Origin of the sequence: Photobacterium sp. WH24 (genome assembly GCF_019204055.1) — a bacterium.
In the GTDB taxonomy this organism is placed as follows: domain Bacteria; phylum Pseudomonadota; class Gammaproteobacteria; order Enterobacterales; family Vibrionaceae; genus Photobacterium; species Photobacterium arenosum.
Window position 1 is genome coordinate 70,651 of the sequence record NZ_JAGSOZ010000014.1, and the last position, 24,421, is coordinate 95,071.

Here is a 24,421-nt window from a genome sequence, read left to right on the forward strand (position 1 = left end):
GGAGTGGTACGATTAGTATATTTAGAGCAATTAGATGGACCCCCAAGCTATGACTGAGATGCCAATCCGGATCGCAACCCGAAAAAGCCCACTCGCCCTATGGCAGGCGGAATATGTTAAGGCCGCACTGGAGCAGGCCCACCCAGGCATTACTGTCGAACTGGTTCCTATGGTCACCAAAGGCGACATCATTCTTGATACCCCGCTGGCCAAAGTGGGTGGTAAAGGTTTGTTTGTCAAAGAGCTGGAACAGGCGATGCTGGAAGGTCGCGCTGATATTGCAGTCCACTCCATGAAGGATGTGCCGGTCGAATTCCCCGACGGTCTGGGACTGGTCACTATCTGTGAGCGTGAAGACCCGCGCGATGCGTTCGTGTCCAATCACTACGCCGATCTGGACGCGCTGCCACAAGGCGCCATAGTTGGCACCTCCAGCCTGCGTCGCCAGTGCCAGCTGCTGGCCAGCCGCCCGGATCTGCAGATTAAAACCCTGCGCGGCAACGTAGCGACCCGTCTGCGGAAATTGGATGAAGGCGAGTACGACGCCATAGTGCTGGCCTGTGCCGGTCTGAAGCGCCTGAAAATGGACGACCGCATCCGCTGTGCCCTTGCCCCTGAAGTCAGCCTGCCGGCTGTCGGCCAGGGCGCCGTAGGCATTGAATGCCGTCTGGACGATACCCGTATCCGCGGCTTGCTGGAGGCCTTAAGTGACACCACCACCACCACCCGCGTTTTATGTGAGCGGGCGATGAACAACCGGCTGGAAGGCGGCTGTCAGGTGCCGATCGGCAGCTATGCTGAACTGGAAGGCGATCAAATCTGGTTACGCGCTCTGGTGGGTGAGCCGGATGGCAGCAAAATTGTCGCCGGTGAAATTCGCGGACCGATTGCGGAGGCGGAAAACCTGGGCACTCAACTGGCCGAAGAGCTGCTCGAACGCGGGGCTCGCGAGATACTGACCCGACTGTACGACGAGGCCGAATGACAGTCCTGATCACCCGACCGGCCCCGCACGGCGAGGCACTGGCACAAGCATTGGCCGCTCAAGGCATCAAGGCACTGGTTCAGCCACTGCTGACCATAGCCCCCGGTGCCGGCCTGCTGACTCTGGGTGATCAGCTCGCCACACTGAAAAAAGGCGATTGTCTTATTGCTGTCAGCCCCCACGCGGTAAAAATGGCACATACTTACCTGACCGAAAAAGAGATTTGCTGGCCCGATAGCCTTCATTATATCGCCGTCGGCCAGCAAACCGCCGCCACACTGGCAAACGCCTGCGGTCAGCATGTCGATGCACCGCAGCAGGAAGACAGTGAGGGGCTGCTGGCCCTGCCAGCACTGATGACACCGGCAGGGCGCAATGTACTGATACTGCGCGGCAACGGCGGCCGCGAACTGATTTTCGAGACACTGACTGAACGTCAGGCCAATGTCTCCTACTGTGAAACTTATGCCCGACACTGGCTGGCACTCAATGGCGCTGTTTTGAGCCAGCAGTGGCAACAACAGGGTGTGGACTCACTGGTGGTCACCAGTGGTCAGCAACTGGAATACCTGTACCGACTGATGCCGGCGCAGGCAAAGCCATGGCTGATGACATGCCACTTGCTGGTACCCAGCAAGCGAATTGCCCGTCAAGCCAGGGACATTGGCTTTTGCCATATAACGACTGTGGGCAGTGCCAGCAATGCCACACTGCTTGCTACACTAAGTACAACAGGCACAACGGGATAAACGGATGACTGAGAAGAAAACCAATAACGATACCCCTAAGACAGACAAGCAGTCTGATGCCTCTTCCAAGGCCAAGGAAACGCCACACACTGCCGGCACGCCACCCAAGTCGTCTGCCGCCAGCCAGCCTGCTGCCCCCGCCGAGTCAGGCAAAGGCAGCAAAACCGGCTGGGTCGCCATTGCTCTGGTTATCCTGTTGGGTGCTGGCCTGTATTATCACGGCCACCAGCAAAACCGTGACCAGCTGGCACAGGTGAGTGCGCTGCAAGCCCAGCTCAATACCCTGAAAAGCGAGCTGGCTAAAAATACCCAGGATGTCAGAAGTGAGGTTGATCAGCGCTTACTCAGCGCCTCAGGCAAGCTGGAGCAGCAGAACAATGACATTAAAGGCCTGCAGTTGGCGATGTCGGAAGTCAAAGGCCGTCGCCCGAATGACTGGTTACTGGCCGAAGCGGATTACCTGACCCGTATGGCGGGGCGCAAACTCTGGCTAGAGCACGATGTGGCCAGTGCCACCGTATTACTGGAAACTGCCGATAACCGCCTTGCCCAGCTCAATGATCCGAGCCTGACGGCACTGCGCAGTGCCATGAACGACGACATTGCCAGCCTCAAAGCCGTGGCCCGTGTTGACCGTGACGGTATCGTATTACGCCTGACCAGCCTGCAGCAGATGGTCGCCAATTTGCCGCTGGCCAACGCGATCGTGCCTGAGTCACTGGAACAGCCACAGAGTGAAACGGTCAGCGAGTCGGTGTCCGACTGGCAGTCCAACCTGATGACTTCCCTGAAGCAGTTCAGCGAACACTTTGTGACTTACCGTAAGCGCGATGGCAATGTCATTCCGCTCTTGTCCCCGGAACAGGATTTCTACCTGCAGGAAAACATCAAATCCAAGCTGGAAACCGCCATTAAAGCTGTGTATCGCGAACAGGGTGAGCTGTACACCCAGTCCCTGACCATGGCCAAAGACTGGGCCAGCCAGTTCTACAACACTGACGATGTTAAAACGCAGAGCTTCATTAAAGGCCTCAATGAGATGGCCGGCCAGAATATTGAAGCCAGCTACCCTGAGCAGCTGAAATCGCCCTCGCTGTTAGCGGATCTGGTGAACCAGCGCCTGCGGCAACAAATCGCTCCCATTAAGACTGAGGAGGATCCGGCATGATTAAACTTCTCCTGCTGGTCGCCGCGCTGATTGCCGGCATCGTTGTCGGCCCCATGCTGGCCGGCAACCAGGGCTATGTGCTGATCTCCGCCGCCAACCAGACACTGGAAATGAGCCTGACCACGCTGCTCTTACTGGTTATTGTACTTTTCGGTGCGTTTTTTCTGCTTGAGCATCTGCTGAAGTGGCTGCTGTCACTGAGCAGTGTCACCCGCGGCTGGTTCTCCGACCGTAAAACCCGCAAAGCACGTGAGCTGACTTCCAGCGGCCTGGTCAAAGTACTGGAAGGTGACTGGAAACAAGCGGAAAAGCTGGTCGTCAAATCGGCGAATCACAGCGAAACCCCGCTACTGAACTATCTTGCCGCAGCGGAAGCCGCGCAGGGACAGGGGCAGTTGCATCAGCGTGACGAATACCTGCGTCTGGCGGCCGAACAGGACAGCGACAGCCTGGCGGTAGCACTGACCCGCGCCAGACTGCAGTGCCAGCAGCATCAATATGAAGAAGCTGTCGCCACTCTGCAGGAGATGAAAAGCAGCCATCCGCGTAATCCGCTGTTACTGGAACTGCTGAAGCAATGCTATGTACAGCTGGAAGACTGGCCAGCTCTGCTGGGCCTTATTGCCCCGCTGAAAAAGTACGGCAGCCTGAGCGGCGAGCAGCTGGATAAATTAGAGGAACAGGCCGAGTGCGGCTTGATGGCGCAGATCAGCCTGCACAGTGGCAGTGATGGCCTGATGGGACACTGGAACAGCCTGAGCCGTAAAGCCAAACAGAATCCGGAGCTGGTCACCTGCTTTGTCCGTGAGATGTGCGCCCGCAACGCCGACAGCGAAGGCTATACCATACTGCGCGAAGCACTGCGCAAGAAGGTTGATTCCCGTCTGATCAGCCTGATGCCGACCCTGAAACTGACCGATTATCACCCCGCCATTGTGACACTGCAGGATTTGCTGAAATACGACAGTAACAATGCAGCCACCCACAGTGCGCTGGGACAATTGTATCTGCGTGACGGTAAAGCCAAAGAAGCCCGCACGCACCTTGAGCGGGCAATTGAACTGCACCCGACTGTCGCTGATTACGGCTACCTGGTCGAGGTACTGGAAACCCTGAACGATAAAGCTGCCGCGGCCCGCTTATCAAAAGAAGGCTTAACCCTGGCCCTGCCGGCCAAAATCTGACCTGACAGACATACCTGTTACCAAATGTAAAAAAGCGCCGTAACAGGCGCTTTTTTGTTCTATTTAACATTGCATTAACGAGATTTAATCCGCTTTTGTATCCATCTGTTAATAGCCATTTCATCATATATATTTGCTATTGATGGAAGTATTTAAAAACTATTCAATGTGGCCTCTTTTAGCGCTATAGATGGAAGTAAGGCTATGCTCCCTTGGTTAATTGTTTCTGGCATTATTGTTGCGGTAATCACTTGCCTGATGACAGCTGTGCTGATTAAAGAATCCTGATTGATTCAGTTCCCCCAGAAACCAAGAAGCCTCCGTTAACGGAGGCTTCTTTTATTTACCGGGCTGCAGGCAATGATCAGGCACTGGCTTTATAGATCAGCTTGTCGAATTTTCGCTGTATCTGCTCAGATTTCTTCCGGTACTTTTCCGCCTTCTTCAGGTACTTGTCGGTTTTCTTGAGGCGTTTACGTTTCTTTTTAGCCAGCTTGCGCAGCTTCTTATCCAGTTTCTTGACCGACACGCTCAGCAAACCCACCGGCACCCCCACCATGGCACCGCTTTCCAATCGCTCACCCACAGGCGGCAACGCCGGCTCCTGACCTGAGACAGGCGACGGGGCCATCACAGATGCCGCAGTGACCGATGGGATCGTCGCTGGCACCCTCTTCTGGCCCTGCACGGGTAAGCGACCCGGTTTGCAGAGAGAAGATTTACCATTGGCGACCCTGGCACAGCTACGGCAAAAATACTGGGGCGCACTCACCAACTCAGCAATTGACGCAATCTTCTCGCTGATCTCTGAACGACGGTACTTACACAATGACCTGGACATTTCGGCTTTCTCCAACCTGCAACAGCCAGCGGCCGTCAGCGGCTACTTCATAGCCGCTTTGACATACACATCAAAGCGGTTCTTCTTGGTATTGATCACGGTTGACGGCGATTGACCATCCAACCAGGGGGCATAGTCAGGACGCTTGACCACTACACGTTTGTTCGCCAATGTCAGCGCCGGCGTCAACAGCTGATCGGCATCCATATCAGCACCGACCAGACTCTGGAACACACGCATTTCTTTCTTTACCAGAGCCGATTTCTTTTTGTGGGGAAACATAGGATCTAAATACACCACATCCGGTAACACATAGTCAGGATCTGCCGCCAATCCAGTGAGCGCATCCTGGCTGGTAGCATGTAACAGGCTCATACGTTCACTCACCCAGCCGCCGATTTCCGCATCGGCGCAAGCGCGGCGCAAACCATCTTCCAGCAATGCCGCCACCACAGGATGGCGCTCAACCATCTGTACCCGGCAACCCAGAGATGCCAGCACAAACGCATCACGGCCCAGCCCCGCCGTGGCATCCAGTACAGTCGGTGTGACCCCGCTTTTCAGGCCCACGGCTTTGGCGATAGCCTGACCACGCCCGCCGCCAAACTTGCGTCTGTGCGCGGCGGCGCCACCGGCCAGATCGACAAAAACCGCCCCTAGCTTGGGTTCATCCTGCTTGAGCAATTCCAGACGCTCTGCCGTCAAAGACAGCGCAAACTGCGCTTGAGCATTATGCTCCAGTCCCCAACGGGCAGCCAGTTCAGCCAGCTCGGCGTGACGTTCAGGTTGCTCACAAAGTAAAGCGATTTGCACGGGTGTCTCCGCAAAACAATGTCCGCCCGGCACGGGGCTGGCAGACAGGAATCCATATATTGTGGCGGATTATACCCAATCGGGATCGGTTATTGGTCTACTTTTTGACAAGGAAGACAAGCGGCAACAAGGCAGCGGGTAAAGTGGCGCTCCCCCTGAACACGCGATACCAACTATCAAGAGGGATTTACAGGATCGTCTCTGCTGCTGAGGAAAGGGTTAAACTCTCAACCAGCCGGGCCAAAGGCATAGGTTTACCAAATTGGTAACCCTGCGCATAATCCACCCCCAGCAGCTCCAGACGCCGCAAAATGGCTTCGTTTTCGACAAACTCAGCAACTGTCTGCTTACCCATTTTCTTGGCCAGATCGTTAATGGCTTTCACCATGGCAAAATCGACTTCATCATCGGCAATGTCACGGACGAACATACCGTCAATTTTGATCAGATCAACGGGCAGGCGTTTCAGGTAACCAAAGGATGACAGACCGGCGCCGAAATCATCCAGCGAAATCAGGCACCCCAGCGCTTTCAGCTGAGTGAATAACTCAATGGCTTCACTCATGTTGCCGATCGCGGCGGTTTCGGTAATTTCCAGACACAGCTTACTGGCCGGCACACTGGATTGGCTAATACGCGCCAGCAGAAAATCGACAAAATCAGGATTGCCCATCGACTGTCCGGACAGGTTAACCGAGCACAGCTTGAGCGACGCAACGGCTTCCGGGTGTGCTTCCAGCCAAAGGAGAACCGCGTTAACCACATACCGGTCGATCAGGTGCGCCAGGTTGTAGCGTTCAGCTGCTGGCATAAACAACCCGGGCGGTACCATTGCCCCGTCGCTGCTGCGCATCCGGATCAGAATTTCATAGTGATGACCGGCGGACGCCGTTGCCAGCGGTGCAATCGCCTGAGCATAGAGTTCAAACCGCTGTTCATCAAGCGCACGCCGGATATGGTTGACATACGCCATTTCCCGCTCGCGCCGTTGCAATTCTTCATCATCCGGACGGTACAAATGCAGGCGGTTGCGGCCTTCATCTTTGGCGGCATAACACGCTGTATCGGCCTGGGCATGCACCTGCTGAGGGGAACCGGCAGTATCATCAATCAACCGGATGCCGATCGAGGCACTCAGGCTAAAACGGGTGTTCTGCCAGTAGAACTCGCTTTCTTCCAGCAGATGCAGGATTTCCGCGCCCAGACGCAGCGCTCCTTCCACTTCACAATGGCTGAGAATGATGGCAAATTCATCGCCGCCCAGCCGTGCCAGCGTCGCCTTATGCGGCATAATCCCCCGCAGCAGCCAGGCCACTTGCTTGAGCGCTTCATCGCCGGCTTCGTGGCCTGCCGTATCATTAATGACTTTAAACTGATCGAGATCCAGATAGAGCATGGCATGACGGGCACCTTTGTCTCTGGCTTCGGATAACGACACGTCAAGCTGGCGCTCGAAATAGCTGCGGTTGAACAAGCTGGTCAGGTAGTCATGATTTGCCTGGTATTCGAGTTTGGCTTCCAGCTCGCGGGTACTGGTAATGTCTTCACCGACCAGCAGCAACTGATGCTGAGATACGGAAGATCGTATGGTTTCCCGAATCCAGACCGCTTTGCCGCTGGCACTGGTATAGCGCAGCTGGCGCCGCCAGACGTTCTGGTCATCTTTGCCCTGATGGGCCGAAATAAAATGCTGGGGGATCTCTTCATCGTCCAGGTAAAAGTCGGTCACTTTATGGCCCAGCATTTCCCGCTTGCTGTAGCCCAGTAACTCAGTGGCAAACTGATTCACAGACTGAATGCGGCCGTGCTGATTGATCGCCAGCAAGATCACCGGCTGCTGTTCGTAGAGCAGGCGGTAGCTGATTTCCCGTTCCCGCAGTTTTTCTTCCATATGATGGCGGGAAGTCACATCCCGGGCTTCAAGCAGTAACTGCCCCTCGACACCGTCAGTATGGGGCAGGGGTTTGATGGAGATATCCAGTATCCGCGTGCCGTCTTCACTGCTGTTGATACCGGTTTCAAATCTCACCAGCTGGCTGCTGGTCGCCGAAAGGAAAGACTGTTTTAGCTGCTCTGTGCTGGTCCGCTCCCAGCAGCCCCAGTCCCAGAATGGGCGGTCATATTTGATCACTGAGCGGCCGAGCAAATCCTGCAGCGCCAGATTGGCCGATTGCAGCTGACCGTTCGGGTGCAAGATGGCAATGAACTGGAAACTCTGGTCAAACACCCCTTCGAACATTGTCCGGCTTTGGGTCAGTTTTCTTTCACTGCGCCGCAGGCGCCGGATAATCACAATCAGCAGCAGGATCACCGAGAGCATCACCGCCAGCACCAGACTGAACAGCCTGACCTGACCGGCGTACTTGTCAAACCAGCTCAGCGGCCGGTTCACCAGCGACACCTGCTCCTTGTCCACAGTCACATTCCAGCGTTGCATGGCCGGGTAATTAAACATTACCTGGCGGGGACTGTTCCGGAACACTGGATAATGAGTATTCGTATCGTTCAGCACCTGCTTTAACAACTGCCCCAGTATCATGCCCTGATCGTAACCGCGGCTGACCACCCCACCCAGTGCGCCGTCCTCCAACAGAAAACGGTAGGACACATACACAGGCACGCTGGCCTTGCGGGTCAGGGTCTGCATCAGCTCACGGCCCGACATATACACCCCGTTACCATCAACAAAATAACTGAGGAAAATAATCGCAGAATCAGGCGGTAACTGGCCGACTACCTCAAACAAGTCGGCAAACGACTGCGGACTGAGATAGGTGTAATCCAATTCAGGATGCTGGCTGAGATAGCGCTGGGCATCCTGCCAGAGCTCACGCCCGGTTGCGGTGTGATCGGTAATAAAATAATACTGCCGGACATCGGGCTGAATGGTCTGAATTAAATTAATATTGGCCGACACATCATTGGCTTCCAGTACACCACCGATCCGGGTCAGATTGGCATGCTTGGCGGGCTTGTAGGTATTGATGCCCGACATCAGCACAGGCGTCGGGCCGATTTCATCTGACAGCTGATTGACCAGCCACAAGGCGTTATCGTCGGTCACCAGGATGGCATCAAACTTTTCACTGCTGAGTTTGGCACGGTATACATCCACCAGCTGATCCAGATACCAGGGCGACTGGTAGCGTTTGCTGTCCATATAATCGACCTGCAGACGCACCGATTCAGAACGCAGGGCGGCTTCCAGCCCAGCCTGTTGGGCATCCGTCCATTGCATACCTTGATGATAGGAATGAATCACCAGCACATTAGCTTCAGCCAGCGCCAATCTGGGTATGACTAGTACCAGTAGCAAGAGAACTAAGCGCATGAAGAGACAGTGATATCCTTTATTTATGCCGTGATTGTGATCCGATCCTAATCCGTGCGTCATGAGTCGAGCCAGTATATGATGCAGTAGTTGCGAACTACCACGGAAAGATGCCATGACCCCGCTACCTCGTCTTGATGATTTAGACCGAGATATTCTGAATGCCCTGATGCACGATGCCCGGATCCCGTATGCCGAAATGGCCAAGCGCTTCAATGTCAGCCCGGCCACCGTCCATGTCCGTGTCGAAAAAATGCGCGCCGCCAACATCATTACTGGAACTGAAGTGATTATCAACCCTAAGCTTCTGGGATATGACGTCTGCTGCTTTATTGGTATCAATCTGAATGCGGCCAGAGATTATCATTCCGCTCTGGCAAAACTCAATGAACTCGACGAAGTGGTGGAAGCCTACTACACCACAGGGGCCTACAATATATTCGTCAAGCTGATGTGCCGCTCGATTGAAGAGCTGCAGTATGTGCTCATTGACAAGCTCCAGGCCATTGATGAAGTGCAATCGACAGAAACCCTGATCTCGCTGCAAAACCCGATCAATCGCAACGTTAAGCCCTGATCATCAGGCAAGAAAAAAGCGAGCCGGGCTCGCTTTTCTGAGGCGTTTACTTTCTGTCGGCCACACTGGCCTGACGTTCTGCAGCTTCCGCCGCCAGCCATTCGGCCACCGACTTGGCAAAGTAAGTCAGAATACCGTCAGCACCGGCACGCTTGAAGCACAGCAGAGATTCCATCACGGTTTCTTTTTCTTTCAGCCAGCCATTCTGGATCGCCGCCATGTGCATGGCATACTCCCCTGAGACCTGATAGGCAAACGTCGGCACCTGCAGTTCTGTCTTCACCCGACGCACCACATCCAGATAAGGCATACCTGGTTTCACCATCACCATGTCCGCTCCTTCCTGCACATCCATCGCCACTTCATGCAATGCTTCATCGATGTTGGCCGGATCCATCTGGTAGGTTTTCTTATCGCCGCCTTTGAGGTTGCTCGCCGAGCCGACCGCATCACGAAACGGGCCGTAATAGTTAGACGCGTACTTGGCTGAATACGCCATGATTTGAGTATGGATATAGCCGGCTTCTTCTAACGCTTCGCGGATGGCGCCGATACGGCCATCCATCATATCAGACGGTGCCACGACGTCCGCACCGGCTTCAGCGTGTGACAAGGCCTGCTTGACCAGTACTTGCGTCGTTTCATCGTTGATCACATAGCCGTTGTCATCAATGATGCCGTCCTGACCGTGGGTGGTGAACGGGTCCAGTGCCACATCCGTGATCACTCCCATCTGGGGTACATGCTCTTTCAGCAGACGCACCGCGCGCTGTACCAGGCCTTCAGGGTTATAGGCCTCGGCGGCGCAAACACTCTTGAAGTCCTGCGACACCACAGGGAACAAGGCAATGGCCGGCACACCCAGCTTGGACAGGTACTCAGCTTCCAGCAGCATCAGATCAATTGACAGACGCTCCACACCCGGCATGGATTCCACCGGCTCACGGCGGTTTTTACCCAGCAGGATAAACATGGGATAGATCAGGTCGTTTACTGAAATCTGATTTTCTGCCGTCAGTCGGCGACTGAAATCTTGCTTGCGCACACGGCGCATACGACGGGCCGGAAATGCCCCCTGAATAGATACAGACACTGCTCACTCCTTGTTGGTTATGCGGCAACGCGTACCGCAGTCAATCACAGTTGCGCTTCATATTATCATCGAACAAAGGTTTACGCTGGCTCGATCTGAAAAAATGCCCGGGTTGTTGAAAAAGCCGCCGCCATGCACTCCTCGGGCGACTGTTGCCGGCACGCTGCCACCGCTTGTGCGATATGGGGTAAATACGCCGGTTCATTGCGGCTGGACTTGGGCTTGGGCCGCAGATCGCGCGGCAGCAGATAAGGACAGTCCGTTTCTATCATCAGCCGGTTGCCCGGAATATGCCGCACGATATTGCGCAACTCGGTGCCCCGGCGCTCGTCGCAGATCCAGCCGGTGATACCAATGTGCAGATCCAGCGCCAGGCAATCTTTCAGCTCCTGCTCACTGCCGGTAAAGCAATGCAGCACCGCCGCCGGCAGTTTATCGCGCCAGGGTTTGAGTATCGCCAGAAAGCGCTCATGAGCATCCCGGCAATGCATGAACACCGGCTTTTTCAGCTCAGCCGCCAGCGCCAAATGCGCCTCAAAAACAGCTTCCTGCTGTGGGCGGGGCGAAAAATCACGGTTGAAATCCAGACCGCATTCGCCAAGCGCGACCACAGCCGGATCGGCCGCCAGTTCGCGAATCGCAGGCAGAGAGAAGTCCGACACCGATTTGGCATCGTGCGGGTGCACACCAGCGGTACTGAAGCAGTAGCCCGGCCACTGATGCGCCATCGCCAGCGCCTGCCGGCTCTCATCTTCACTGGTGCCGGTCAGGATCAGGGCGGTAACACCAGCCTGCTGCGAACGGGCGATGACAGCTTCCCTGTCTTTATCAAAACGGCTGTTGGTCAGGTTGACGCCAATATCTATCATCACTGTGCTATCCGCAGAAAAAGAACCCCATTCTACACACCGGGTGGTGACAAAGAAAAACCGCGGAAACAAAAACAGCCGCACCGGGCGGCTGTTTTTCAGCAATCAGTCAGCAAAAAGCGACTTAATCTTCTTCGGACGGCGCCTGCTCATTGGCGCGAATATAGAAGCGCGAGAAGAACAAGCCGACCTCAAACAGCAGGCACATAGGAATCGCCAGCAAGGTCTGGGAAATAATGTCCGGCGGGGTCAGCAGCATACCCACAACAAACGCCGCCACTATGATATAGGGCCGCTTCTGGCGCAGGCTCTGCGGATCGGTCGCGCCGGTCCAGCACAGCAGAATAATCGCCACCGGAATTTCAAAGGCGATACCAAACGCCAGGAACAGCGCCAGGACAAAGTCCAGGTAACTGGCGATATCGGTCGCCACCTGCACCCCTTCCGGGGCTATGCTGGTAAAAAAGCCGAACACCAGCGGGAACACCACAAAATACGCAAAGGCCACACCGCAATAGAACAGCAGAGAGCTGGAAAACAGCAGCGGCATTACCAGCCGGCGCTCGTGCTTGTATAAACCCGGCGCGACAAACGCCCAGATTTGATACAGGATCAGAGGCACGGCCAGAAACACAGAGGCAACCAGCGTCAGCTTGATCGGCGTAAAGAAAGGAGAGGCCACATCAGTGGCAATCATGCTGGTGCCTTCCGGCAGTCTCTCCACCAACGGGGCCGCCAGCAGACTGTAAATGTCATTGGCAAACCACACCAGGCAGAGAAACACCACCAGGACACTCAGGATAGAACGGAGCAGCCGGTTACGCAGCTCCAGTAGATGACTGAACAAGGGCTGGGTGTCTTCCACACTCGACATGAGGCGTAATTAATCCTGTTTTTGCGATGAAGTTGGATGCGGCTGCACCGGGTCATCCTGATGATAATCCGCCGGCGGACGGTCATCTGCCGCCGCACTTTCAGGCGTGATCTGAGGCTCAGAGTCCGCCTTAGCGTAAGGGCGTTGCACCGATGCCGCGGCCTCTTTCAGCTCGTCGACTGACTTTTGCAGCTCAGGAGACAGATCTTTCATGCCCGCCTGCTCGGCCTTTTTCAAGTCCTGCTGCAGTTCGTGAATTTTCAGTTCCTGAGACAGCTCAGTCTTCACCGCACTGGCCATGTTTCTGGCCGCATTGACCCACTGCGAGACTGAACGTATCGCCACAGGCAGCCGCTCCGGTCCAAGAACGACCAGACCGACTATGGCAATTAATATCAGCTCCCAGAACCCGATATCAAACACGCGTTAAACCTGCTCTTTATCTTTTGGGTTTTTCTGTGGCTCAGCGGCCTCTTTTTTATCCGCCAGCGACTTTTGCTCAAAATCGGCATCGGCCTTATTTTTCGCTTCGTCGTCGTCACTCAGGGCTTTTTTAAAACCTTTGACCGCCGACCCTAAGTCACCGCCCATTGAGCGTAACTTTTTGGTCCCGAATAATAAGACGATGATCAGGGCAACGATTAAGAGTTGCCAGATACTGATTCCACCCATGTTTACCTTTCCTCAATAAGATTCATAAAACGCGGTGCCACACAGCAGCACAGCCGTTATTTTGTGTAAGCCCGCCAGCCAAACAGCCAGCACATCGCACCAGCTGTGGCCGATACGACCGGATAAACATCCACCTGATTACTAAAAAGTATGGCAGAGCATATAATCAGCGTCGCCCCAACCCCAAAACAGAACCTGGCCTGGGCTTGCTGACGACGGCTAGTCATGAAATTGTCGTACAGTTTATCAATCCGCTGATTCATCACCTTGCCCTGGCGCAAACTGTCATAAAGAAGTTCCGGCAATTCAGGTAATTTCTCGGCCCAGAAAGGCGCCTTGTCCCGTACCGCACCAATAATGGCCTGCGGCCCGACCTGACGCGACATCCAGTCTTCCAGAAACGGCTTGGCGGTATCCCAGAGATCCAGCTGCGGATACAACTGCCTTCCTAACCCTTCAACATACAGCAAGGTTTTTTGCAGCAGCACCAGCTGAGGCTGAACTTCCATATTAAAGCGTCGTGCCGTATTGAACAGGTTCAGCAGCACGTGGCCAAAGGAGATATCTGCCAGCGGTTTCTCGAAAATTGGCTCACACACGGTACGAATCGCAAATTCAAATTCGTCGACATTGGTATCGGACGGCACCCAGCCTGAATCCACGTGCAGCTCAGCCACTTTGCGGTAATCCCGGTTAAAAAACGCCAGCAGGTTTTCCGCCAGATAGCGCTTATCTTCACGATTCAAAGTACCCACGATACCAAAATCCAGCGCAATCCACTGTGGATCAACCGGATTCTTGTGCGACACAAAAATGTTGCCCGGATGCATATCCGCATGAAAGAAACTGTCACGAAAGACCTGAGTGAAGAACACATTCACGGCTTTTTCCGACAGCAGCTTCATGTCTGTGCCGTTGGCTTTCAGTGCCTCGACATCAGACACCTGGATACCATAGATGCGTTCCATGACAAGAAGATTACTGTGCGAATAATCGGTAAATACTTCAGGCACATAGAGTGAGTCGCTGCCCTCGAAGTTGCGTCTTAGCTGAATGGCATTAGCCGCTTCACGCATCAGATCCAACTCATCGAGCAAGGTTTTTTCATATTCCCGGATCACTTCCACCGGTCGCAGGCGACGCGCCTCGGGCATAAAGCGAGACAGCAAACGGGCCATGCGATACATGAGTTTGATGTCGGCCTGAATCACAGGCAGGATGTCCGGGCGGATCACCTTGAGCACCACTTCCCGGCCGCTCTCTTTCAGTGTAGCAGTGTGGACCTGAGCAATGGATGCCGAGGCCAGCGGCGTCTGGTCGAAATCGGCAAACCAGGTATCCAGCGGCCCGCCTAACGATTTTTCAATCTGCTTTCGGGCCAAAGCGCCGTCAAAAGGGGCTACCCTGTCTTGCAGCAACGCCAGCTGATCAGCAATGTGCGGCGGAAACAGGTCACGTCGGGTCGACATCATCTGACCGAACTTCACCCACACCGGCCCCAGCGTTTGCAACGCCAGTCGCAGGCGCTCACCCAAAGGTTTGTCAAGATGCTGGTTACGGATCCAGAACAGGCTTTTTCGCATCAGTTTCGGCAGCCGGGTACGCGGATCGTCCGGCAATAAATCGTCCAGCCCGTATCGCAGCTGGACGGCAGTAATCTGGTATAGGCGCTTAATTTCGGAAAAACGGCTCATGGGCTATCAGGACGGGCTAGTGGGTTGCGCCAGCCGTTCAGCCAGCTTGTGAATCCGGGCTTCGAGACGGGCCAGTTGTGAGGCGGCTTCGTCGACCTGGTCGGCAAAATGGGCAATTTCCAGCGCCGGCGGCGCCAGTCGCCATTCTTCAGTGACGATTTCACCCAGATCGCGGCGGCGCTCACCCAGCAGGTGCTGCAGTCCCGCCAGCTTGTGCCGGGCACCGCTCACGACTGTATGGGCAACCACATCCCCGCTGTAACGAGATAAACGTTCCGCCACATCCGGCTTCAGGCCACTGAGCAGTGCGGAAAACTGCTGGGCGAGCTGAATATCCCCTTCCAGTGCCAGTTTATCGGCTTTGATCAGTTGGGTGAGATTGGCCTGCTCACGCAGTTCAGGCAGCGCGGCCAGACTCAGGGCCAGGCGGCAGTCCGCCTCGCCTTCATACGCGGCCAGCACATCTATTTGCTGACTGAACACAAAGAACAGCTGCTTGCCGAAATCATTTATCTGCACGCTGATCACTTTGCCACGCAGACGCGCCAGACGACGCTGACTGGCCTCTTCATCTTTCAGCAAAGCATTCAGGGCGGTTTCCACCACTGCGGTGACTAAAGCATCAACTGGCATCCGGACCTCAGAATTTATAACCACGGTGCAGGGCAACAATGCCGCCCGTCAGGTTATGGAAGCGGGTTTGCTCGAAACCGGCTTCCTGCATCATAGTTTCCAGTGTGGCCTGATCCGGGTGCATGCGGATAGATTCGGCCAGATAGCGGTAGCTGTCAGCATCACCCACTACCATTTCTCCTACTCGAGGCAAAACATAGAACGAATAGGCGTCATAAACTTTTGACAACGGCTCTATCACTGGCTTGGAGAATTCCAGCACCAGCAGGCGACCGCCTGGCTTGAGCACGCGAAACATCGAACGCAGTGCTTTGTCTTTGTCGGTGACGTTGCGCAGACAGAAACTGATGGTAATGCAGTCAAAGTAGTTATCCGGGAACGGCAGCTCTTCGGCGTTGGCCTGCACATAGGCCACGTTACCGACGATACCGCGATCGCGCAGCTTGCTGCGGCCCACTTTGAGCATAGAGTTATTGATGTCAGCCAGCACGACCTGACCGTCTTCACCGACCATACGCGAAAACTTGGCCGTCAAATCGCCAGTACCGCCACCCAGATCCAGCACCCGCTGACCCCGGCGTACGCCGCTGCAGTCCACAGTGAAACGCTTCCAGATGCGATGGATACCCATAGACATCAGGTCGTTCATCAGATCGTATTTGTCCGCAACCGAGTGAAACACTTCCGCGACCAGCTGTGCTTTCTCATCTTTAGCGACCTCGCGGTAGCCAAAATCAGTGGTATTTGTGGGTTCAGTCATGCTCGTTCCATCAATTCTCATCTAATTGCCGTAGTTTACTTGAAGCGCTAAGGTGTGTCATTCACCGTCTCGGTCAGCCTGTGGGCAGTATCACTGTCACGCTGGGCCTGCTCGGTCAGCGCCTGGGGTAAATCCCGTTTCACTTCAACGCCCAGTTGCTTAAAGCTTTCAGCCTGACGGATAATATTGCCCCGTCCGGTCGCCAGCTTGTTCATTGCCCCCTGATAGCTCTGGCTGGCTTTCTCCAACGCCGAGCCGACATTGTCCATGTCGGCCACAAACAGCCTCAGCTTGTCGTACAGCTTGCTGGCCCGTTCCGCTATCTGTTTGGCATTCTGATTTTGCCTTTCATTGCGCCACAAGTTATTGATGGTGCGCAAAGCCACCAGCAATGTGGTCGGACTGACCAGCATAATATTGCTGTCCATGGCATCGCGGATAAGCGTAGGGTCAGCTTCTACTGCGGTCTGAAACGCCGGCTCAACCGGTATGAACATCAGCACATAATCCAGACTGCGGACGCCGTCCAGTTGATGGTAATCTTTGCGGCTCAGACCACGGATATGGCTGCGCAAAGAGACCAGATGGTCGCTGAGGGCCTTGTCGCGCTCCTCCTGGCTTGGGGCATGAAAATAACGCTCATAGGCGACCAGCGACATTTTGGCGTCGACCACTACGTCTTTATCCTGCGGCAGGTGTACTACCACATCCGGCTGATAGCGCTTACCGCTGTTGTCTTCCAGATTCACCTGAGTGTGGTATTCGTGGCCTTCCCGCAGACCGGACTCACTCAGCACCCGCGCCAGCACCACTTCGCCCCAGTTACCCTGCGCTTTGTTATCACCTTTCAGCGCTTGGGTCAGATTGACGGCCTCACGAGCCATCTGTTCATTAAGCTGCTTCAGACTGTTGATTTCATGGACCAGCGTATGCCGCTCTCTGGCCTCATTGCTGAAACTGTCGTTGATCTGCTTGCGAAAACCTTCCAGTTGCTCCTTGAGCGGACTGAGCAGGCCATCCAGACTCAGCTTGTTCTGCGCGTCCACGCTGCGGCTTTTTTGTTCGAACAGCCGGTTGGCCAGACTCTCAAACTGCTGCTGAAGCCGGTTCTCGGCATTTTCCAGCAGGGTGATTTTTTCCTGCGCGGCCTTTTGCTCTTCACGGTAACGGGTTTGCAGCTCACGCAAATCGGCAGCCAGGCCGGATTCCGCCTGGCGGGTTGCCTCCAGACGCTCAGTCAGTTTCAGGTTTTCCTGCCTTAACGTTTCCAGGTAACGCAGTTTTTCTACCGCCGCCGCCAGCCGGGCGTGCATCTGCCGCAGTTCATTACTGAGGCGATCACGCTCGACATCCAGGCTGTCGAGTTCCTGTTGCTGCTCTTGCAGATCGTGACGGAGTTGCAGCTCCTGCTGCTGGGCCAGCCGGGTTTCTGCTGCCAATTGCTGCTGCCAGATCGCCGCCTGCTGCCGTAAACGTCCCTGAAACCACAGGGCCGTTGCACCGCCGGCGGTCGTCGCACCGGCAATCGCTGCCGCCAGCCACTGGCCGTTATCACTGAGCCATTCACCCATCATAGATCTGTTTCCTGCATGCTTTTGTATTTATACAATAAGGCTAAAAAGATACTGGATAAATGTCCAGATATTGTCATCAATTAAGGCACGCTGATACCGAATTTCAGACTGGCTGAGTAAGCGCAAATGGCATAAACTGGCCCCTTTATGACGGGCAGCGGTTCACCCTGCCAGTCACACTGACACCAGCAGCAGGAAGCCGCAGTATGCAGGAAAAGAAAGCGATCGGGTTCGGCCTCGCCGCCGTGCTCTTATGGTCGACCGTCGCCACCGCCTTCAAGATCACCCTCGATTACTTTTCGCCGATCCAGATGGTGGCGGCGGCCAGTTCGGTATCAGCCATCGCCTTGCTCGCCATCGCCGGTTATCAGGGCAAACTGAATCAGCTGTTACCTACCCTGCGCACCCGCCCGCTGTATTACCTGATGCTCGGATTGATCAATCCCTGTATCTATTATCTGGTGCTGTTTAAAGCCTATGATTTACTGCCGGCCTCTCAGGCCCAGCCGCTTAACTACAGTTGGGCCATCACGCTGACACTGATGGCCGCCCTGTTCCTCGGCCAGAAAATTCGCCCGCAGGACTGGGTGGCCTGCTTATGCGGTTACCTGGGTGTGGTGGTGATTGCCACCAAAGGCGACATCATGGCCTTGCAGTTCGACAGCCCGCTGGGTGTGGCACTGGCGCTGGTGTCCACCCTGCTGTGGGCGCTGTTCTGGATTATCAACACCAAAAACCAGGCCGATCCCGTGGTCAGTGTGTTGCTGGGCTTCGTGCTGTCGCTGCCTTTCTCCATCGGTTTGAGCTTGTACATGGGCGGCTGGCAGCCCATTCCGTGGCAAGGCTGGCTGGCGGTCAGTTATGTCGGCCTGTTTGAAATGGGAATCACCTTTGTGCTCTGGCTCAATGCCATGAAGCTGACTCGCAATACCGCCAAACTGAGCAATCTTATTTTCCTGTCACCTTTTATCTCGCTGATCCTGCTGGCAACCATTATCGGTGAAACCATTCATCCGGCGACCCTGGTCGGGCTGGTGATGATCATCATAGGCCTGCTGATCCAGCAATGGCGGGGCAAAGCCAACGACGCCAGCGCCTCCTGCTGATCCCTTATCTGCAAACGAAAAAAAGCCTGTCACAGCAGTGACAGGCCAAGCGAGAGTTCAAAAGGGTTGTCGAGACCCAGCGCCTTTTTCAGGCGTCTAGTTATGAGCTAAAAATCTGACGCATACGGTTAATCCTGCGCCGGTGCCGGATGCCACTGGCGGCCTTTACGTGATAACAAAATCAGCAGTCCGGGTAGCAGCAGCAACATCTGAAAGGTCAGCAATAATGGCGGGGACAACTCCATCCGCTGGGTCAGACTGACCATCAGGCCGGCACCGCTCATCTGGAACAGACCCAGCATTGCCGCTGCGGTACCCGCTCTGTCACCGAATGGTGCCAGCGCTTTACCGGCCGCCGAACCGAGCACGAAGGCAAAACCAAATGAGCTCATAAAGATGGGCACCATAAAGGCCCATGCCGCTGAGATATCTTTCAGTGCCAGCATCATCACGCCAGAGATCACCAGCATCGCCAGCCCCGACATCAGGGTGCGGCGGGTACCCATCTTATCCATACATTTCGGCGCTACCATGCAGGCAATAATGTTCAGCACCGCATTGACACCAAACCAGGCCGTAAACTGTCCCATATCCAAGCCCAGATGCACCATCAGCCACATAGGCGCAGAGGTCACATAAGCCAGAATTACCGCCATTGCCAGCATAGACATTGAGGCATGGAAGACAAAAACCGGCTCACGCAGGACAGAAAAGTACCGCGACGGACTGAACATCGCGCCGCTGACAAAGGTCTCCGCCGGACGGGTTTCACGGAAAAACACACTCAGCAGGCCACCGGCCACCAGCGCAAACCCGGCCATAAAGCTGAAGTTAGCGCGCCAGCCAAACTCATGGGTCAGCCAGGAACCCAATAAAGGTGCCAGTGCCGGAATAAAACAAATCGCCCCGTTCAGATAGCTGATCATCCGGCCACTGCGTTCAGGACCAAAGCTGTCACGGGCTGCCGCAAACGCTGCCACTGAAGTGGCGCAAGCGCCGAAGCCCTGCAGAAAACGCGCGAGCAGCATGATATCCAGCGACTGGGCGGTATAAGCCAGTGCCGAGCTGAAGGCGTACACGGTGACACCGATCAGCGCAATCGGGCGACGGCCGAAACGATCTGCCAGCGGCCCGGCAAAAACCTGTCCCAGTCCTAAACTGAACATGAACCAGGTGACAGTATCCTGCACCAGAGTCGGGTCGACGGCAAAACTGTCAGCCATAGCAGGCAAAGCAGGCAGATAAATATCGATGGCCAGCGGGCTGAACAGCACCAGCAGGACCATTAACGCCACAATACGGCGGTGAGACGTTGTCGTTTCAGGCTTCATTCACTCGGTTTCCTATCAGAAGACGGCGCCAGTCTACGGCCTTAGTGATATGAATCAAAATGGTTTATATTCACTACTAAAATTCCATATCAGAATATCACTGCTAAAGTAACGGACTTATTATGACTGTTGATAAATTAGCCCGCCTCGATCTCAACCTGCTGGTTTGCCTCCATGTCCTGCTGCAGGAATGCAGCGTGACCCGGGCAGCCCAGCGTTTATTTCTCAGCCAGTCGGCGGTGAGCAAAAGCCTGGCCAGGCTGCGCGAGCAATTCGATGACGCACTGTTTGTCCGCAGTGCCCACGGCCTGCTGCCCACCCCGCGCGCCAAAGTGCTGCAGCCGGTGCTGGAAAAACTGCTTCAGGATATTGAAAACCTGACCGAACCGACTGAGTTTGTACCGCAAAACAGCCACCGCCACTTCAAAATGTCGCTGGTAGAGAGTGCCTATCCGCTGTTAATGCCGCGTTTTCTCGGCGAAATCTTCAGTCAGGGACCCAACATACTGCTCGATACCCATGCCTGGGAGCCGGACACCTTCGACAAGATGCTGCGCGGGGAAATCGACTTCGGCATTACCGGCAAGGATCTCAATCCACACGACGCCCAGCTCACCCTGATGCCGCCCAAAGGGATCATTTTTCAGGAACTTCACCGCGATACCCAGCGCTGTATTGTTCGCCCCGGCCACCCAGTGCTGGCGCTGGTTGAGCAGGGCGAGTGGACTCAGGCCAATTATCTGCTGCAGCGCCATATTCAGGTGCGCTGCGGGCGCGATGACCGCTGGCTGCTGGATTACAAGCTGGCGGAACAAGGCTTGCAGCGCGACATCGCCATGTATGTGCCAGACTTTAATAGTGCCGCCAGCTTGTGTACCCATACGGATCTGATTTTTACGGCGCCGAGCCATTTTGCCGACTATGTCGCCGCTCAGCTCAACCTGGTGGTGCTGCCGCTGCCCACACCGCTGCCGGCAATGGCCTACACCCTGTTCTGGCCACAACATCAAGAGAATGATCCTGGCCATTGCTGGTTACGCCAGATAATCATTAACGGATGCCGCGAATTGTCCAGTCGATAATTGCAGCCTCTCATTAAAAGCGCTACCGTTACCGGATCGGCCTGCTGCTGCCGTCAGGGTGACCAAGGGGCAGGTTTAGAGCATCCCCATTCGGATGACAACAACAGAAAGGAATATAGACAGATGCAATCAGTGATCTCACAACGCGTGGCACAGATTCGCCAGTGGCTGGAAGCGGAACAACTTGACGCCCTGGTGATTCCGCATGAAGACGAATACCTGGGCGAATACATTCCCGAACACAACGAGCGCCTGTTATGGGCCACCGGATTTACCGGTTCTGCCGGCGCAGCGGTGATCGGCCGTGACACAGCGGCCATGTTCGTCGATGGCCGCTATGTGGTTCAGGTTCGCAAGCAAGTGCCGGGCGATGTGTTTGAATACCGTCATCTGATCGAAGAGCCACCAATGCACTGGGTGCAGGAGCATTTGCCGGCCGGCAGTAAAATCGCAGTTGATCCCCGGCTGCACAGCGGTGCCTGGCTGGCACGCGTCCAGCAACATCTCGACAAAGATCAGCAGCTGGTGCTGATCAGCAGTAATCCGATCGACGACCTGTGGCACGACCGTCCGGCCCCGACTCTGTCCGATGCCAGACTGATGGGCCTGGATTTTGTCGGCCAGAGCAGCCAGGACAAACGTGCCGGCATTGCGACCAGCCTGCAGAAACAAAAAGCCGATGCCGTACTGCTGACCCAGCTCGACAGCATCGCCTGGCTGCTCAACGTGCGCGGCAGCGATGTGCATTGCCTGCCGGTACTGCTGTCAGCAGCGATTGTGCATCAGGATGCCAGCGTCGATTTCTTTATCGATCAGGCCCGCCTGCCTGCTGAGTTTGCGGCGCATGTTGGTGAAGGTGTCCGCGTTCAGGCCCCTGAAACCCTGAAAAATAGCCTGACAGCCCTGAGCGGCAAGCGGGTGCTGCTTGATCCGGCCACCAGCAATGCCTGGGCCGGGCAGACACTGCGCGACGCCGGCGCGGTTATTATCGAAGGGGCTGATCCCTGTATGCTGCCAAAAGCCGCGAAAAACCCCACCGAAGTGGCCGGTATGAAAGCCAGTCACATCCGCGATGGTGTCGCCGTGTCCAGATTCCTGGCCTGGGTCGACCGTCAGGTGGCGGCCGGCAACCTGCTGGACGAAGCAACACTGGCCGATCAGTTGTGGCAGTTCCGCATCCAGGATCCGAGCTGCACTGACGTCAGCTTTGACACCATTTCCGCGGCCGGCGGCAACGCGGCCATGTGTCACTACAACCACAACAACCAGCCTGAGCCGGGCGTCCTGCAAATGGACAATGTCTATCTGGTCGATTCAGGCGGTCAGTACCCCGACGGCACCACAGATATCACCCGCACCATTGCCATTGGCAATCCTGATGCCGAAGTGAAGCAAACCTTCACTCTGGTTCTGAAGGGTCATATTGCTCTGTCGACCGCCCGCTTTCCCCGCGGCACAACAGGATCTCAGCTCGATGCCCTGGCGCGCCAGCACCTGTGGGCCCATGGCTTTGATTTCGACCACGGTACCGGCCACGGTGTCGGCCATTTCCTGAACGTGCATGAAGGGCCGCAGCGTATTTCAAAAGCACCGAATCCGACCGCCCTGCTGCCGGGTATGGTGCTGTCCAACGAACCGGGTTACTACCGTGCCGATGCTTTTGGTATCCGTATCGAAAACCTGGAGCTGGTGATAGAAGTGGCAACCGAGGGCGACATGACAGTACTGGGCTTCGAGTCGCTGACCCGTGCCCCGATTGACCGCCGCCTGGTGGATCTCAGCTTGATGACAGAGACAGAGCTCGACTGGCTGAACCGTTACCATCAAACCGTGTTCGATGTCATCAGCCCTTCTCTGCAGGGTGAGGATCTGAGCTGGCTGCAGCAAGCCACGGCACCGCTCAGTCGTTAACACTGAAATCTATTGATCTTCACACTCTCAGCCCGGCCATGTATGCGCTGGGCTTTTTTATCACTGTCAGGCTCACACTTCAGTTAATCAAACACATAAAAGCCAGAACACTAGTAACAACCACCACTATTGATTGTTTTCACAACATAATAATGCCGTTAGCATCCCCAATGAAATTATACTCACTAGAATTCATAAGGTTATGCTATGAAAAAATATGTTCTCTATGCGTTAGGCTGCTTATCTTTTGCCGCCTTCGCCAATACTAATCCGCACCTGGAAAGCTATACCAAATCGGTCAGCCAGACATTAAGCAAAGGCCAGCGTGTCAACTTTACCGTTAACTTTTCCCTGCCGCCTGCTGACCGACGCCATCTGGTCACGCTGGGTTTTGATAACAATCAACCCAGCGCTATGGACTGTACAATCAGTATTTACAATGCCGCCAGCCAGAGACTGCATTATCTCGACTGTCGTCCGGGCTGGGGAGAATTACATTTTGATACGCCAAACGAGTATTATCAGAATGGCTACCGCGCCGTTATTTCCCTCTATAACGCCAACTTCAGTAAGCCGAGCCAGCGCTTCGAAGGTAACTTCCGCTTTAACTTTGGCGAAAGCAGCAGCATAGACAATGATCGCCTGCCTACCTGGTGGAAAAAAACCTATGAGGTTGTCGGGCTGGATGCCTATACCGACTACGATGGTGACGGCTTCACTCTGATGCAGGAATATTTCGGCAACAGTAAACCCAACGATGCCGCCAGCTTCCCGGATCACGATCCGGTGATCGATTTTGATGAGACACTGACCGCAGGCACCTCAATCTATGCCAGTTTTGGCACGCCTGTGACCAAATGGCTGGAAATTACGCCCTACAACAATAAAAAAGTGAAGTCACTGGAATTGATCGTAGATACCACAGCCAATGCGCGTAATCAGTCTGTCGTGGCCTTCTTCTACAACGAGAACAATGAACGTATTTATCCCAGTTACCTGAAATATCCATCCGGGAATTTGTCTGTCTTTTTTGACCAGCCGGTTGAAGTGCAGAAGTTGAAAGTGGAGCTGACTGCCCGTCATTACTCCTCCAATATCACCGCCCGCTATGACGCCAAAGTCAATGCTGTCTTTACCGAATAAGTAACGTAAAAAATCAGGCTGATATCATTCA

General features: G+C 55.0%; 22 protein-coding genes. 9 read left to right on the forward strand and 13 right to left on the reverse strand.

Features of this window, described 5'->3' with window-relative positions; translation table 11 throughout:
* Positions 1-49: 49 nt before the first annotated feature.
* From hemC to KCG43_RS16435, 4 genes are read left to right on the forward strand one after another with little or no spacing between them, the layout of a single operon-like run.
* Complete coding sequence (hemC, locus tag KCG43_RS16420; RefSeq protein ID WP_192017400.1) at positions 50-985, forward strand: hydroxymethylbilane synthase; 936 nt, start codon at positions 50-52, stop codon at positions 983-985.
* Positions 982-1,734 carry a uroporphyrinogen-III synthase gene (locus KCG43_RS16425; protein ID WP_218386302.1) on the forward strand — a complete coding sequence of 251 codons (753 nt, stop codon included), beginning with the start codon at positions 982-984 and terminating at the stop codon, positions 1,732-1,734. The genes hemC and KCG43_RS16425 overlap by 4 nt, the downstream gene beginning before the upstream one ends.
* Positions 1,735-1,738: 4 nt before the next feature.
* Positions 1,739-2,902, forward strand: coding sequence for a uroporphyrinogen-III C-methyltransferase (locus KCG43_RS16430; protein ID WP_218386304.1), 1,164 nt, complete (start codon positions 1,739-1,741; stop codon positions 2,900-2,902).
* Entirely contained in the window at positions 2,899-4,086 is a 1,188-nt protein-coding gene (locus tag KCG43_RS16435) for a heme biosynthesis protein HemY (protein WP_218386306.1), read from the forward strand. Before KCG43_RS16430 ends, KCG43_RS16435 begins: the two co-directional genes overlap by 4 nt.
* Before the next feature lie 364 nt (positions 4,087-4,450).
* On the opposite strand, the gene KCG43_RS16440 is transcribed toward KCG43_RS16435, so the two are convergent.
* The 3 genes from KCG43_RS16440 to KCG43_RS16450 form a co-directional block, all read right to left on the reverse strand.
* The gene (locus KCG43_RS16440) at positions 4,451-4,927 is read right to left on the reverse strand and encodes a hypothetical protein (protein WP_192017396.1); all 477 of its coding nucleotides are present in this window, start codon (positions 4,925-4,927) and stop codon (positions 4,451-4,453) included.
* 42 nt (positions 4,928-4,969) lie between these two features.
* The gene (locus tag KCG43_RS16445; protein ID WP_218386308.1) at positions 4,970-5,740 is read right to left on the reverse strand and encodes a class I SAM-dependent methyltransferase; all 771 of its coding nucleotides are present in this window, start codon (positions 5,738-5,740) and stop codon (positions 4,970-4,972) included.
* 187 nt (positions 5,741-5,927) lie between these two features.
* Complete coding sequence (locus KCG43_RS16450; RefSeq protein WP_192017394.1) at positions 5,928-9,071, reverse strand: EAL domain-containing protein; 3,144 nt, start codon at positions 9,069-9,071, stop codon at positions 5,928-5,930.
* Positions 9,072-9,186: 115 nt separating this feature from the next.
* On the opposite strand from KCG43_RS16450, the gene asnC reads away from it, so the two are divergent.
* Positions 9,187-9,648, forward strand: coding sequence for a transcriptional regulator AsnC (gene asnC, locus KCG43_RS16455; RefSeq protein WP_027251479.1), 462 nt, complete (start codon positions 9,187-9,189; stop codon positions 9,646-9,648).
* Positions 9,649-9,694: 46 nt separating this feature from the next.
* Here asnC and hemB read toward each other — a convergent pair whose 3' ends face one another.
* The 9 genes from hemB to rmuC all read right to left on the reverse strand — a co-directional run bounded on the left by hemB (position 9,695) and on the right by rmuC (position 17,814).
* Positions 9,695-10,741, reverse strand: a complete 1,047-nt coding sequence (hemB, locus tag KCG43_RS16460) for a porphobilinogen synthase (protein ID WP_192017393.1) — start codon at positions 10,739-10,741, stop codon at positions 9,695-9,697.
* 80 nt (positions 10,742-10,821) lie between these two features.
* On the reverse strand, positions 10,822-11,610 hold the full coding sequence (locus KCG43_RS16465) for a TatD family hydrolase (protein ID WP_192017462.1): 789 nt from the start codon (positions 11,608-11,610) through the stop codon (positions 10,822-10,824).
* 124 nt (positions 11,611-11,734) lie between these two features.
* Positions 11,735-12,484, reverse strand: a complete 750-nt coding sequence (gene tatC / locus KCG43_RS16470; protein WP_046221825.1) for a Sec-independent protein translocase subunit TatC — start codon at positions 12,482-12,484, stop codon at positions 11,735-11,737.
* Positions 12,485-12,493: 9 nt separating this feature from the next.
* A complete protein-coding gene (tatB, locus tag KCG43_RS16475) occupies positions 12,494-12,907 on the reverse strand; it encodes a Sec-independent protein translocase protein TatB (RefSeq protein WP_192017392.1) in 414 nt (137 codons plus the stop codon).
* 3 nt (positions 12,908-12,910) lie between these two features.
* Positions 12,911-13,156 carry a Sec-independent protein translocase subunit TatA gene (gene tatA, locus KCG43_RS16480; RefSeq protein WP_027251474.1) on the reverse strand — a complete coding sequence of 82 codons (246 nt, stop codon included), beginning with the start codon at positions 13,154-13,156 and terminating at the stop codon, positions 12,911-12,913.
* A gap of 56 nt (positions 13,157-13,212) precedes the next feature.
* The gene (ubiB, locus tag KCG43_RS16485) at positions 13,213-14,850 is read right to left on the reverse strand and encodes a ubiquinone biosynthesis regulatory protein kinase UbiB (RefSeq protein ID WP_218386310.1); all 1,638 of its coding nucleotides are present in this window, start codon (positions 14,848-14,850) and stop codon (positions 13,213-13,215) included.
* Between the two features lie 6 nt (positions 14,851-14,856).
* On the reverse strand, positions 14,857-15,483 hold the full coding sequence (locus KCG43_RS16490) for an SCP2 domain-containing protein (protein WP_218386313.1): 627 nt from the start codon (positions 15,481-15,483) through the stop codon (positions 14,857-14,859).
* Positions 15,484-15,490: 7 nt separating this feature from the next.
* Positions 15,491-16,243 carry a bifunctional demethylmenaquinone methyltransferase/2-methoxy-6-polyprenyl-1,4-benzoquinol methylase UbiE gene (gene ubiE / locus KCG43_RS16495; RefSeq protein ID WP_192017389.1) on the reverse strand — a complete coding sequence of 251 codons (753 nt, stop codon included), beginning with the start codon at positions 16,241-16,243 and terminating at the stop codon, positions 15,491-15,493.
* A gap of 47 nt (positions 16,244-16,290) precedes the next feature.
* Positions 16,291-17,814 (reverse strand): DNA recombination protein RmuC, encoded by a 1,524-nt coding sequence (gene rmuC / locus KCG43_RS16500; protein ID WP_370630704.1) that lies wholly within the window; start codon positions 17,812-17,814, stop codon positions 16,291-16,293.
* Between the two features lie 209 nt (positions 17,815-18,023).
* Between rmuC and KCG43_RS16505 the strand changes: the two genes are divergently transcribed.
* Positions 18,024-18,923, forward strand: coding sequence for a DMT family transporter (locus tag KCG43_RS16505; protein ID WP_218386315.1), 900 nt, complete (start codon positions 18,024-18,026; stop codon positions 18,921-18,923).
* 128 nt (positions 18,924-19,051) lie between these two features.
* On the opposite strand, the gene KCG43_RS16510 is transcribed toward KCG43_RS16505, so the two are convergent.
* The gene (locus tag KCG43_RS16510; protein WP_192017386.1) at positions 19,052-20,254 is read right to left on the reverse strand and encodes a multidrug effflux MFS transporter; all 1,203 of its coding nucleotides are present in this window, start codon (positions 20,252-20,254) and stop codon (positions 19,052-19,054) included.
* A gap of 122 nt (positions 20,255-20,376) precedes the next feature.
* On the opposite strand from KCG43_RS16510, the gene KCG43_RS16515 reads away from it, so the two are divergent.
* The 3 genes from KCG43_RS16515 to KCG43_RS16525 all read left to right on the forward strand — a co-directional run bounded on the left by KCG43_RS16515 (position 20,377) and on the right by KCG43_RS16525 (position 24,390).
* The gene (locus KCG43_RS16515; protein WP_192017385.1) at positions 20,377-21,336 is read left to right on the forward strand and encodes a LysR substrate-binding domain-containing protein; all 960 of its coding nucleotides are present in this window, start codon (positions 20,377-20,379) and stop codon (positions 21,334-21,336) included.
* Between the two features lie 123 nt (positions 21,337-21,459).
* Positions 21,460-23,247, forward strand: coding sequence for an aminopeptidase P family protein (locus tag KCG43_RS16520; RefSeq protein WP_218386317.1), 1,788 nt, complete (start codon positions 21,460-21,462; stop codon positions 23,245-23,247).
* Positions 23,248-23,454: 207 nt separating this feature from the next.
* The gene (locus KCG43_RS16525; protein ID WP_192017383.1) at positions 23,455-24,390 is read left to right on the forward strand and encodes a hypothetical protein; all 936 of its coding nucleotides are present in this window, start codon (positions 23,455-23,457) and stop codon (positions 24,388-24,390) included.
* Positions 24,391-24,421: the final 31 nt, after the last annotated feature.

Bases quoted from the DNA above. Each gene is read 5' to 3' on its own strand.
- hemC (WP_192017400.1), top strand. From the start codon at position 50: ATGACTGAGATGCCAATCCGGATCGCAACCCGAAAAAGCCCACTCGCC.
- KCG43_RS16425 (WP_218386302.1), top strand. From the start codon at position 982: ATGACAGTCCTGATCACCCGACCGGCCCCGCACGGCGAGGCACTGGCA.
- KCG43_RS16430 (WP_218386304.1), top strand. From the start codon at position 1,739: ATGACTGAGAAGAAAACCAATAACGATACCCCTAAGACAGACAAGCAG.
- KCG43_RS16435 (WP_218386306.1), top strand. From the start codon at position 2,899: ATGATTAAACTTCTCCTGCTGGTCGCCGCGCTGATTGCCGGCATCGTT.
- KCG43_RS16440 (WP_192017396.1), bottom strand. From the start codon at position 4,927: ATGTCCAGGTCATTGTGTAAGTACCGTCGTTCAGAGATCAGCGAGAAG.
- KCG43_RS16450 (WP_192017394.1), bottom strand. From the start codon at position 9,071: ATGCGCTTAGTTCTCTTGCTACTGGTACTAGTCATACCCAGATTGGCG.
- asnC (WP_027251479.1), top strand. From the start codon at position 9,187: ATGACCCCGCTACCTCGTCTTGATGATTTAGACCGAGATATTCTGAAT.
- KCG43_RS16465 (WP_192017462.1), bottom strand. From the start codon at position 11,610: ATGATAGATATTGGCGTCAACCTGACCAACAGCCGTTTTGATAAAGAC.
- tatC (WP_046221825.1), bottom strand. From the start codon at position 12,484: ATGTCGAGTGTGGAAGACACCCAGCCCTTGTTCAGTCATCTACTGGAG.
- tatA (WP_027251474.1), bottom strand. From the start codon at position 13,156: ATGGGTGGAATCAGTATCTGGCAACTCTTAATCGTTGCCCTGATCATC.
- ubiB (WP_218386310.1), bottom strand. From the start codon at position 14,850: ATGAGCCGTTTTTCCGAAATTAAGCGCCTATACCAGATTACTGCCGTC.
- KCG43_RS16490 (WP_218386313.1), bottom strand. From the start codon at position 15,483: ATGCCAGTTGATGCTTTAGTCACCGCAGTGGTGGAAACCGCCCTGAAT.
- ubiE (WP_192017389.1), bottom strand. From the start codon at position 16,243: ATGACTGAACCCACAAATACCACTGATTTTGGCTACCGCGAGGTCGCT.
- rmuC (WP_370630704.1), bottom strand. From the start codon at position 17,814: ATGGGTGAATGGCTCAGTGATAACGGCCAGTGGCTGGCGGCAGCGATT.
- KCG43_RS16505 (WP_218386315.1), top strand. From the start codon at position 18,024: ATGCAGGAAAAGAAAGCGATCGGGTTCGGCCTCGCCGCCGTGCTCTTA.
- KCG43_RS16510 (WP_192017386.1), bottom strand. From the start codon at position 20,254: ATGAAGCCTGAAACGACAACGTCTCACCGCCGTATTGTGGCGTTAATG.
- KCG43_RS16515 (WP_192017385.1), top strand. From the start codon at position 20,377: ATGACTGTTGATAAATTAGCCCGCCTCGATCTCAACCTGCTGGTTTGC.
- KCG43_RS16520 (WP_218386317.1), top strand. From the start codon at position 21,460: ATGCAATCAGTGATCTCACAACGCGTGGCACAGATTCGCCAGTGGCTG.
- KCG43_RS16525 (WP_192017383.1), top strand. From the start codon at position 23,455: ATGAAAAAATATGTTCTCTATGCGTTAGGCTGCTTATCTTTTGCCGCC.